Source organism: Persicobacter psychrovividus (assembly GCF_036492425.1).
In the GTDB taxonomy this organism is placed as follows: domain Bacteria; phylum Bacteroidota; class Bacteroidia; order Cytophagales; family Cyclobacteriaceae; genus Persicobacter; species Persicobacter psychrovividus.
The window spans coordinates 15,001-25,858 of the sequence record NZ_AP025304.1 but is presented as its reverse complement, the minus strand read 5'-3'; the positions used below and the strand labels follow the sequence as shown (position 1 = coordinate 25,858).

Here is a 10,858-nt window from a genome sequence, read left to right as displayed (position 1 = left end):
TATTGATTTAGCTTATTATAAATCGAACATAAAATATTATAACTATCAGTAAAAGAATGAGTTATATTCGATTTTTGACGAAAATTCTCAACTTTTCACTACGGTTTTTTGATCGTCAATACGCTGTTATAAGTGAATGGACGAACTTGATATTTTCAGCATATTATCTGTAAAGTAAAACTTTTATACCCATCATCAACCAACCTTTTTTCAGCGAGTATTTGCCCGCTTTTTACATCAGCATTATACTAAATCAACCATAAAATAATCAAACCTAATTACCCAACATCAACCCATTTTTTGGAATGGACATCAACAGCTTTTTAGTTTTTCATATTTGTTAATTTTTCGTGTTTTTAAGAGTAATCAACGACTCTAATGCTTTTTATTTTTGGCATCATTATTTAAGCCTTCGGACTTGAATAATGATGCTTTTTTTATGCCCTTCAGGACTGGATCAGTGGGCTGAAATCAATGGCTGGGATGGCGCCGTTTTCATCGACTTTGGGGATTTCAATGAGGACCTCAGGAAAGCCGAATTGCTTCAGGTATTTGAGGAGTACACGTCGGGTATCCTCGGCGATCAGCTCGGTGTGGTCGGCAATGCGGTTATAGATTATGCCACGGATATTGAGGCCTCTCTGCTTGGCGATTTCAAGGCTCATCAGGCTATGATTGATACTTCCAAGCTTGGCCGAACTCACCAACACGGTTGGGTAATCCTGCGCCTGCAGGTAGTCCAGTACAGTGGTTTCGGCATTCAGCGGAACATACAAACCACCCACACCCTCGATAATCACCTGTTCGTATTGCTCCGTGAGCTGATCTGTTGCCTGCTTGATGGTCATGGGATCAATCACCTTGCCTTCAAGTGAAGCAGAAAGCTCTGGAGAAGCAGGATAATCGAAGATATAGGGACAGGTAAGGCCTGAACGATCGGCCTCCTGCATGGGAATGCCCATAAGCTTTCGGTGCATCTCGATGTCCTCTGAGGTGTCTTTACAGCCCGTTTGTGACAGTTTCTGAGTGATGACATTGCAGCCCTGATCCTGCAGGTATTTGGCCAGTAATCCTGTGGCATACGTCTTGCCAGCGTCGGTATCTATGGCGGTAATGAAGATGGGTTTGTTCATGTTTTCGGTATTTGGAAGCAAGCGGATGCTTGCATGATTTTGGGGTCGCAGCGGGATGCTACGACCAGAGATTATGATCGTTTTTTAAGGACAAAAAACATCCCGTGGTAGGTCAGTCGGACGCCCTTTTCATCACGGAATTGTTGGTCGTATTGCCGTTGGAATTTGATGACTTTGGTGATGCTCCACGGTCGCTTTTGCAAGCCATTAACGCCTGTTCGTTTGAGGTGGCCGAGGACTTTTCTGGCGTTGTCGAAATACATCGGATAGTGAACCTGCTCAGCATGCAGGCAGTCGAAATCAGACAGCAAATCCAAGTGTTCTTCCAGGTTCATATAAGGCAATCCCTGACCGCTGAGTTCACGCACTTCCCGACAGTTGTCGGGTCCGAAAGTGGAGAAACAAAGGAGTCCCTGAGGGACTATTTGGTCGTGCAGTTTTTGGAAGAAAGCCTTTGGATCGCTCAGCCATTGAAAGGTCGATCCAGATAGCACCAAATCAAGGTCTTCGGGCAATTCCAACTGTTCGATGTCGCCACTGAGCGGTGAGAAGTCCGGGCGGATCTGCTCGATCACCGACATACTTTCATCCACCAGATCATTCACCCATAGTTGCTCAATCTGAGCATGGGGCAAGAGCCTGCTCAGCATGCCCGATCCTGCACCGATTTCCAGTGCCCGCCCAATGATTGGCGATCGGTGGACTTCAATCAGCTCGCTGAGCTTTTGGGCCATTTTTGCCTGTACTACCGCTGATTCGTCGTAAGTATCGAGACTTTGTCGGAACCGCTCACGAACCAAAGATTTATCTATCATTTCAGTCATCACATCATATTCAAAATTGGTTCAATGGTTCAAGCGTCCCGCTTGGACCTCTGGTCGTAGAACCCTTTCTACGATCCCAACTGGTTTTTTATTGTCCACAGATTACACAGATTACCACAGATTTTTTGTTTCGCAAATCGGATATCACCTCTGGTCGTAGGCTCCCGTCTACGACCCATTCATTACTAACCATCAACCAACACATCCCAACATTCCCACCCCCCAAAAGGGTAATGGGCTCCTTCGATCCTTTTCAGGTCTACGGCTGGAAACTGTTGCCAGTAATTCGCCTGATGTTCGGTCGGCATGATCAGGTCCTGATCGCTGACGATCGCCCGTTGGAACAGCGGACTTTTGGCAGGCTGTTGTTTGACCAGCTGTTGGAGTTGGTCCAGCTCTTCCTGCTGATCTTCGAGCGTTCGCATTGGAGCCGAATAACTCGCCATGCCCGAGCGTCCGCCACACATCCGAAGGAAGAAACGATCGCGGTTCTTCTCCGAAAAGTGATCCAGTGTTCCCTGGTAAATGGCCTCGGGAATACCGAACTGATCATGGATCGGCTGACAGGTTCCGTTGATGGCCGTGGTGCTTTTTGCCTGTTTCAAAAGCGCCTCGAAATACTGGTTGGCCACCCATACGCCCATCGACCAGGCAACGATATGCACCTGGTGGTATCGGGCGGTTTGCTCTTCGATCATCTGCGGTTCAATTGTGCGGTAATCGTAGATCAACAGCACATCGAATTGCTCACTGAGCAGGTGCTTCAGTGGGGCGGGGTCTTGTCCCCATCCGCAAAAAAATAGCATAAGCTCCGCTCGATTTTCATTGACTGCCCAGTGTGTTTTCATGGAGGTAAAGGTAATTAAAAATTGTGGTTGTAGGGGATGTTGCCCGCTTGGTCGGCAGGTGATCAGGGATTGTTTTTCAGCAACTCCAGAAAAGGCTCCAGGTCTTGTATCTGCATGTCGGCAGTCAGGGAAATCCGTAACCTTGCGGAGCCTTGTGCTACTGCTGGCGGGCGTATCGGGAATACGAGAAAACCATTTTGTTGCAGGTTTTCTGCCAGCTGTACGGTGGCTTCATTTTCACCGATAATCAGGGGAATGATATTACTCTGGCTTGGGGCGTTGAGGTGGTTAAGGACCATCGTTTTTTGTACGTGTTCAGATACAGAATTTAGATGACCCCGTTTTTTTGTACGTTTTACGAAGTCTCTAAATACGTAAACCGACCATGACACATTGATTGGCGGCAGTGCGGTGGTAAAGATCAGTGGCCTCATTTTATTGATCAGGTAGTCTTTCAGTACCTCGTTCATCACGGTAAAACAGCCCATCGAGGCCATGCCTTTTCCCATAGGGCAACTGATGATATCGACCTTATTGATGACCTGTTGCTCCTCGCAAATGCCGAGTCCCTGCTCGCCCCGTGTACCGATCGCATGGGCCTCATCGATGTAGAGCATGCAGTCGTATTCTTCCTTGATTTTGCAGAGCTCCCGCAGGTCGGCAATGTCTCCGTCCATGCTGAAAATGGTTTCAGTGATGATGACCACCTGCTCGTATTTGTGTCGGTATTTTTTCAGGAAGCTTCGGAGATGTTCGTAGTTCAGGTGTCGGTATCTGATCAGGTCGGCATCGCAAAGTCGGGCACCGTCGATGATGCTCGCGTGGTTGAGTTTGTCGGAAAGGATGAGGTCTTTCTTACCAAGCAAGGCGGGTAAAATCCCGACGTTGGCATGGTACCCAGAGTTGAACAGCAAGGCGCCCGTCTTTTGATAATAGTGGCAAAGGAGCCTTTCGAATTCTCCATAGGCGGGGTGGTTGCCTGTCAGTAATCGGGAGGAAGTGGCACTGAGTCCGAACTGATCGAAGAGGGCATCTTCGGTAATTTGGGCATAGAAGTTTCGCAGGTGCTGAGGGTCGTGGGCAATACCGAGGTAGTCATTTGAGGAGAGGTTGAGCATCCGTTTTCCCTGGTACTGCACCCACGGGCCACCGAGCGGCTCGATCTCCTTCAGGCTTCTCAAGTTGCCCTTTTCAGAAAGTATGTTCAGTTGGTTTTGATAATCTTCGTACATGATTTTTTGATTTAAATCGAGGCTGATGATTCGGGTTTATTTTGATTCAAGCGTCTCGCTTGGATCAACCTATTTAGTGCTTAGTCCAAGCGGGACGCTTGAACTAAGAAGGTGCCCTATAATTTGCGAACAACCCCAACAAAGGCATCCGTCAATACCCCCAAATCCTGATCACTGATCACAAACGGAGGCATCAGATAGACATTCTTCCCAAATGGGCGAATCCAAACGCCTTTTTCCACAAACAACTTCTGGGCTTCTCCCATATCGACAGGGGCTTTCATTTCGACAATTCCTACGGCACCAATAATTCGAATATCAACGACTTGAGGCAGGCTGCTTAAAGTAGGTAATGTAGCTTGAAAGTGGGCATTGATGCGCCTTACGTTGGCCTCCCAATCGCTTTCCTGCAACAGCTTCAGGCTCGCTACTGCCACCGCACAAGCGAGCGGATTCCCCATAAAAGTCGGTCCGTGCATGAATACATGTGGGCTGTTGGAAGAGATTGTCAAAGCTACTTTTTCGGTGGTCATCGTCGCCGCTAAAGTCATGTATCCTCCTGTGATTGCCTTGCCCAGACAAAGGATGTCAGGCACCACATCGGCATGCTCCATAGCGAATAATTTTCCTGTTCTTCCGAAGCCCGTGGCAATCTCATCGAAGATCAAAAGGACATTGAACTCATCCGCCAAGGCCCGCAAGCCACGAAGGTATTCGGGATGATACGCCCACATACCCCCAGCGCCTTGAAGGATCGGCTCGATGATGATCCCTGCGATTGCTTCGTGATGTGCTTGGAGTTGCTCCCGCATACTGTCCAGATCCGAAGGATCCCAGTCGCCATCGAATCGGCTCCTCGGCTGATCGGCAAAGTGGTGAATCGGCAGGATGCCATTGAAGATTTGATGCATGCCCGTCACTGGATCGCAAACCGACATGGCATGGAAGGTGTCCCCATGGTAGCCCGACCGAACGGTCAGGAACTTGTTCTTTTCGGACACCCCCTGACTGTACCAATACTGAATCGCCATCTTCAGGGCTACCTCAACAGCAATCGATCCCGAGTCCGCCAAGAATACTTTTTGCAAAGGTTCGGGTGTCATATCGACCAACAGCTTCCCCAGCTCAACCGCAGGTGCATGCGTGATCCCGCCGAACATCACATGGGACATCTTCCGGCTTTGATCCTGAATCGCCTGGTTCAATACCGGGTGGTTGTAGCCATGCACCGCACACCACCACGACGACATCCCATCGATCAGCTCACGACCGTCCTTTAGCTTCAGCCGAACGCCCGCAGCCGAATCGACCGCATACACCGGGAGTGGGTCAATCATCGATGTGTAGGGGTGCCATAAATGTTCCCGATCAAAGGCCAAAAGTTCCTGCTCGTTCATCTTTCCAAAAAGTAGTTCTTACCATTCATTCATCTTCATCCATCGAAGCGGTCTGCCTCAAATGAAGGTGTAATTTAATCTTTTGGGATGTAAGCAATGCAGCCGTAGCGCATAAAAATCAATCCTTGGGAGCGTGTGGCGTTTAGAGTACCCGTAGGGCGGGCAGTTTACATAATAGTTATTTTGTAAACTGCCATATTTTCAAATGTGTTTACAAAACGATAAGGAGGAAAAGAGAAATGTAACCCGTTTTTGGGTGTAAGGAAATGGCAATCGGAGAAGCTTTCCCGAAGTAAGGATGAAGAGATTTTGAGATGAGGCATCGACATAAAAAAAGGGCAGACCATCAATGATCTGCCCTTTTTTGAATGCTTGTGATGGGCTTACAGTTGCTCTTTCTGGCTTTGTGCCCATTGGCTGAGGCTGTCCAAAAGTTGAGCTCTTTCTTCTACAGTCAGGTGCTCACTTTGGGCGAAAACCTGCTCGGCCTTGGCGATCATGTCCTTTTCAAGTAATGCCCGACTTGCCTTAGGTTTGGGCATCGGAGCTGATTTCAAAGTGAATCGTTCGACGGTTTTAGACAACTCTTCAAGGTCCTGAATAGGCTGTTTAATCTGCCCTGCATGCTGGGAGATCTTCTTCAGGTGACCTTTACTGATCTTGATATTTCCTTCCAATAAGTCGCTCTGCATCTCAGTGCTGAGCAAGTTTACACCACGGTAGAAGGAGGCGTAATTACGGATTGTTCGGTCGCTTTGATTGACCTGATTGGCGATCGTTTTAGCGGAAATATTGGAGGTATTCCCCTCTAAAAGAGGAAAATCTTTCCTCTTTTCTTCGTCTAATTTTTTCTTGCGGCCTTGCTGCTTCTTTTCACGCTCATACTTCATCCCGATCAGGTAAGCACGCTTCTCATCAGTAAGGTTTCTTCGGCCCAACTGCGTGTTGATCATCCAGTCTTTAACCTCTTCAATATCCTGAAAATGGAGGATATTTACCTCTAAAGGCAGGTTGTGGCGCTTCAGGATCGCATAACGGTTATGCCCATCAACGATGATCTGTTTGCTATTATGCTTCCAGATAGAGATCGGCTCCCTAAGCCCTTCAGCAAGGATGCTTTCTTCCAAAAGTTCAACTTCTTCCTGACTTGGACGAGGAATCAAGAGGTCCAGTTCAGGGAGAATATCCAAGGTCATATTTGTATCAAGTCCCGCCAGTGTACGGGCTATTTGTTTTCGTTTTTTAGCCTCCTCAGAGGTACCGTTAAAGTCGATGGTTCTATTATCCATTGATGATTTCTTTAGCAAGTTTTTGGTAATCTTGTGTGCTGTGATGATTGGGGAAAGCCTCAAAGATAGTCAATCCTTGTTCGGATGCCTCTTTGTAGTGTTTGAAGTGTCGGATTACGGTTTTAAAGATGGGCAACTTGCTGTCGCGAAGAGCATCTTCAGATCGCTTGCTGACTTTCAATCGTTCGGAATCGGTGATCACAACACCGAGTAGCTCCAGTGAGGGATTGATCATTTTGAGCTCTTCAATCGTATCGATCGCCAAAGGAATACCCTTCATGGAAAGCCTTGTTGGGGTCGATACGATAACGGCTTCCGTAGAGGCATTCAGGGCGTTCTGCGTGAAGTACTCCAATGAGGGTGGGCAATCTATCAGGATGAAATCGTACTGGTCTTTAATCGGATCCAAGGCAATTTTCAGTCGGATAAACTGTGTGGCACTGCCAGCATATTTACGAGGAACCTGCGCCAGATCGATGTCTCCAGGAACCAAGTCGAAGTCCTCTTTGATGGAAATAATAGACAGTGGTTGGTGATCGAGCAGGGCATGAGCGATATTTTCGGTCTCATGATTTACCCCGAGGTGATCAGTTGCATTGGCTTGCGGATCGAAATCAATGATCAGTACTTTATAGCCTTCGATAGCCATTGCACGGCCCAGGTGAACGGTGGTGGTGGTTTTTCCTACACCACCTTTATGATTCATGAAAGAGATGATTCTGCAGGCTTTTTTTTCAGTCGGAAATCCATATTCCTGCTGAAGGACTGGGAGTAAAAGTTCGGCATGTTTTGGTGTCAGAACTCGCTCACCACGGATGATTTTCCCCAGAACACTTGTCGGTAAATTAGCCTCTTTTTCAATAGCTGAGAGATTCAGGAGCTTTTGTCTTTGTCTTAAAAAATCAGTGATATGTGATTTCATAGCAGGATAATTGATAAAATTTGTCCCAAAAATAAGACAAGAAAAAGCTTTTAACCAATGTATGAAGAGATTTATTAAAGGGATTTTTATTAATCAATTTACATTATGTTAAATAAAAATTCATCTAATAAATACGATCACAACAAGCATCGAATCACAGGTCTACAATGGCTACTCATGGACTGAAAATGACTGATGGGCGAATGGTAATATTCACACACGATAAATGTGTAAGTACCGTGTACGCGGTTACACAAGGGACCTGTATATGATTAAGCGAATAAGAGCTGATCACAGACTAAAGCTCTTTGAGGTGATGAATCTATCCTGGTGGCCAACCAGAGACTATGACTTTACCTGAAGGCAAAATTTACCTCAATTATTGAGGAGCGAGGCATAGTTTAAGTGCCACTAAAATGAATTTTAGCCCTTAAACTGCCCCGGTTTTAGACGCTCTGCTTTCAAAACAACTATCCGCTACGCTTTATATTCAGAACGATTGGAAACAAGAATCCAACCGACACTAATACATTATGTTAAATAGAATCCCTAAAAAGAAACCGGCGTTGAAAGACCGGTTAGCTGATTTATATTTAATTAGATCTAATGCTTTTGGATGCAGTAGAAAAAAAAAGCTCAATCATAAGACTGAGCTTTGAATAACAAACTGGCGGCGACCTACTCTCCCACATGTGACTGCAGTACCATCGGCGCTAAGGGGCTTAACTTCTCTGTTCGGAATGGGAAGAGGTGTTCACCCTCGCAATAACCACCATTAGTTTCTTCAATATTTTTTAAGTTTAAGACATTATTGAGGAGCATTCCACTAAGGAATAAATTTGTCAGCCTTCTCAAAATTGCTGACCCATAGTATGGGGCAAAGCCCATACGAGAAAGTGTTCGGGCAATTAGTACTACTCAGCTATGACATCTCTGCCTTTACACTTGTAGCCTATCAACGTCATCGTCTATAACGACCCTTAAAGGAAATCTCATCTTGGAGCGAGTTTCGCGCTTAGATGCTTTCAGCGCTTATCTCATCCACACGTAGCTACTCAGCAATGCACCTGGCGGCACAACTGATACACCAGCGGTATGTCCATCCCGGTCCTCTCGTACTAAGGACAGGTCTCCTCAAATTTCCAACGCCCACCACAGATAGGGACCGAACTGTCTCACGACGTTCTGAACCCAGCTCGCGTGCCACTTTAATGGGCGAACAGCCCAACCCTTGGGACCTTCTCCAGCCCCAGGATGTGACGAGCCGACATCGAGGTGCCAAACCTCCCCGTCGATGTGAGCTCTTGGGGGAGATCAGCCTGTTATCCCCAGAGTACCTTTTATCCTTTGAGCGATGGCCCTTCCATGCGGAACCACCGGATCACTATACCCAACTTTCGTTCCTGCTCGGCTTGTAGGCCTCACAGTCAAGCACCCTTATGCTATTACACTCTGCGCACGGTTACCAAGCGTGCTGAGGGTACCTTTGGGAGCCTCCGTTACTCTTTTGGAGGCGACCACCCCAGTCAAACTACCCGCCATACAATGTCTCCTTTTGGGATTAGGCATCAGATAACCGAAGGGCGGTATTTCACCAATGACTAACCTACGCCTAGCGACGCAGGATCACAGTCTCCCGCCTATCCTACACATCAGTTACCCAATGTCAATGTAAAGCTGTAGTAAAGGTTCATGGGGTCTTTCCGTCCCGTGGCGGGTAAGCGGCATCTTCACCGCTACTACAATTTCACCGAGCTCATGGCTGAGACAGTATCCAGATCGTTGCACCATTCGTGCAGGTCGGAACTTACCCGACAAGGAATTTCGCTACCTTAGGACCGTTATAGTTACGGCCGCCGTTTACCGGGGCTTCATTTCAGCGCTTTGTCCGAAGACTAACGCCCCCACTTAACCTTCCGGCACCGGGCAGGTGTCAGGCTCTATACTTCATCTTTCGATTTTGCAGAGCCATGTGTTTTTGTTAAACAGTCGCCTGGATCTTTTCACTGCGGCTTCCTCTTGCGAGGGAAGCACCCCTTCTCCCGAAGTTACAGGGTCATTTTGCCTAGTTCCTTAGCCATGAATCACTCGAGCGCCTCAGGATTCTCTCCTTGACTACCTGTGTCGGTTTACGGTACGGGTTGCTATACCATAAGCTTAGAAGTTTTTCTTGGAAGTCTGATTAGGTCCACTATCCACGCCACCGAAGTGTTGCGGTACTATCAAGTTCAGCAGGTCCGGTGGATTTACCTATCCGGTCCTATACCTACACTCTTTAACGAACTATTCCGTCAGTTCGCGGGACTTTCACTACTCCGTCACTCCATCGCTGATATAGCAAGTATTGGAATATTAACCAATTTGCCATCCACTACCCCTTTCGGGTTCGCGTTAGGACCCGACTAACCCTGATCCGATTAGCGTTGATCAGGAAACCTTAGTCTATCGGCGGGCAGGTTTCTCGCCTGCCTTATCGTTACTTATGCCTACATTTGCTTTTCTAAGCGCTCCAGCATGAGTGACCTCACACCTTCTCTGCCCTTAGAATGCTCCCCTACCCAATGTACAGATGTACACTGTCCTAGCTTCGGTGATACATTTGATGCCCGATTATTATCGATGCCCTGTCGCTCGACCAGTGAGCTGTTACGCACTCTTTAAAGGAATAGCTGCTTCCAAGCTAACCTCCTGGCTGTCTATGCAACTGGACCGCCTTAGTTCAACTTAATGTATACTTGGGGACCTTAGCTGAGGATCTGGGTTCTTTCCCTCTCGGACATGGACCTTAGCACCCATGCCCTCACTGCCGGTTATATCTGACGGCATTCGGAGTTCGTCAGGATTTGGTAGGATTTGACTCCCCCTAGTCCTATCGGTAGCTCTACCTCCGCCAGACTCAACCCGACGCTGCACCTAAATGCATTTCGGGGAGTACGAGCTATTTCCCAGTTTGATTGGCCTTTCACCCCTACCCACAGTTCATCCAAAAACTTTTCAACGTTAACTGGTTCGGTCCTCCAATGCGTGTTACCGCATCTTCAACCTGACCATGGGTAGATCACAAGGTTTCGCGTCTGCCCCCACTGACTGTATCGCCCTATTCAGACTCGCTTTCGCTCCGGCTCCGTCCCTTAAAGACTTAACCTTGCCAATGAGGAGCAACTCGTAGGCTCATTATGCAAAAGGCACGCCGTCACCCAACTAATGGGCTCC

At 47.5% G+C, this 10,858-nt stretch carries 7 protein-coding genes and 2 rRNA genes (1 of these 9 cut by a window edge); all 9 read right to left on the bottom strand.

All coding sequences use genetic code 11. The features are described 5' to 3' along the window. Positions 1-446 precede the first annotated feature (446 nt). Positions 447-1,133, bottom strand: a complete 687-nt coding sequence (gene bioD / locus AABK40_RS23810; protein ID WP_338399687.1) for a dethiobiotin synthase — start codon at positions 1,131-1,133, stop codon at positions 447-449. 71 nt (positions 1,134-1,204) lie between these two features. Continuing rightward, positions 1,205-1,957: a malonyl-ACP O-methyltransferase BioC gene (gene bioC, locus AABK40_RS23805; RefSeq protein WP_338399686.1), complete on the bottom strand. Its 753-nt coding sequence runs from the start codon at positions 1,955-1,957 to the stop codon at positions 1,205-1,207. 185 nt (positions 1,958-2,142) lie between these two features. Further along, on the bottom strand, positions 2,143-2,805 hold the full coding sequence (locus AABK40_RS23800) for a pimeloyl-ACP methyl esterase BioG family protein (protein WP_338399685.1): 663 nt from the start codon (positions 2,803-2,805) through the stop codon (positions 2,143-2,145). A gap of 62 nt (positions 2,806-2,867) precedes the next feature. Further along, positions 2,868-4,037, bottom strand: coding sequence for an aminotransferase class I/II-fold pyridoxal phosphate-dependent enzyme (locus AABK40_RS23795; protein ID WP_332922916.1), 1,170 nt, complete (start codon positions 4,035-4,037; stop codon positions 2,868-2,870). Between the two features lie 116 nt (positions 4,038-4,153). After that, positions 4,154-5,434, bottom strand: coding sequence for an adenosylmethionine--8-amino-7-oxononanoate transaminase (gene bioA, locus AABK40_RS23790; protein WP_338399684.1), 1,281 nt, complete (start codon positions 5,432-5,434; stop codon positions 4,154-4,156). Positions 5,435-5,817: 383 nt separating this feature from the next. Next, positions 5,818-6,723: a ParB N-terminal domain-containing protein gene (locus tag AABK40_RS23785; RefSeq protein WP_338399683.1), complete on the bottom strand. Its 906-nt coding sequence runs from the start codon at positions 6,721-6,723 to the stop codon at positions 5,818-5,820. Beyond that, positions 6,716-7,645 carry a ParA family protein gene (locus tag AABK40_RS23780; RefSeq protein WP_338399682.1) on the bottom strand — a complete coding sequence of 310 codons (930 nt, stop codon included), beginning with the start codon at positions 7,643-7,645 and terminating at the stop codon, positions 6,716-6,718. The genes AABK40_RS23785 and AABK40_RS23780 overlap by 8 nt, the downstream gene beginning before the upstream one ends. 665 nt (positions 7,646-8,310) lie before the next feature. After that, a 5S ribosomal RNA gene (rrf, locus tag AABK40_RS23775) occupies positions 8,311-8,422 on the bottom strand. 111 nt (positions 8,423-8,533) lie between these two features. Beyond that, positions 8,534-10,858: ribosomal RNA gene (locus AABK40_RS23770) — 23S ribosomal RNA — on the bottom strand (it continues 557 nt past the right edge of the window).

Bases quoted from the DNA above. Each gene is read 5' to 3' on its own strand.
- bioD (WP_338399687.1), bottom strand. From the start codon at position 1,133: ATGAACAAACCCATCTTCATTACCGCCATAGATACCGACGCTGGCAAG.
- bioC (WP_338399686.1), bottom strand. From the start codon at position 1,957: ATGACTGAAATGATAGATAAATCTTTGGTTCGTGAGCGGTTCCGACAA.
- AABK40_RS23800 (WP_338399685.1), bottom strand. From the start codon at position 2,805: ATGAAAACACACTGGGCAGTCAATGAAAATCGAGCGGAGCTTATGCTA.
- AABK40_RS23795 (WP_332922916.1), bottom strand. From the start codon at position 4,037: ATGTACGAAGATTATCAAAACCAACTGAACATACTTTCTGAAAAGGGC.
- bioA (WP_338399684.1), bottom strand. From the start codon at position 5,434: ATGAACGAGCAGGAACTTTTGGCCTTTGATCGGGAACATTTATGGCAC.
- AABK40_RS23785 (WP_338399683.1), bottom strand. From the start codon at position 6,723: ATGGATAATAGAACCATCGACTTTAACGGTACCTCTGAGGAGGCTAAA.
- AABK40_RS23780 (WP_338399682.1), bottom strand. From the start codon at position 7,645: ATGAAATCACATATCACTGATTTTTTAAGACAAAGACAAAAGCTCCTG.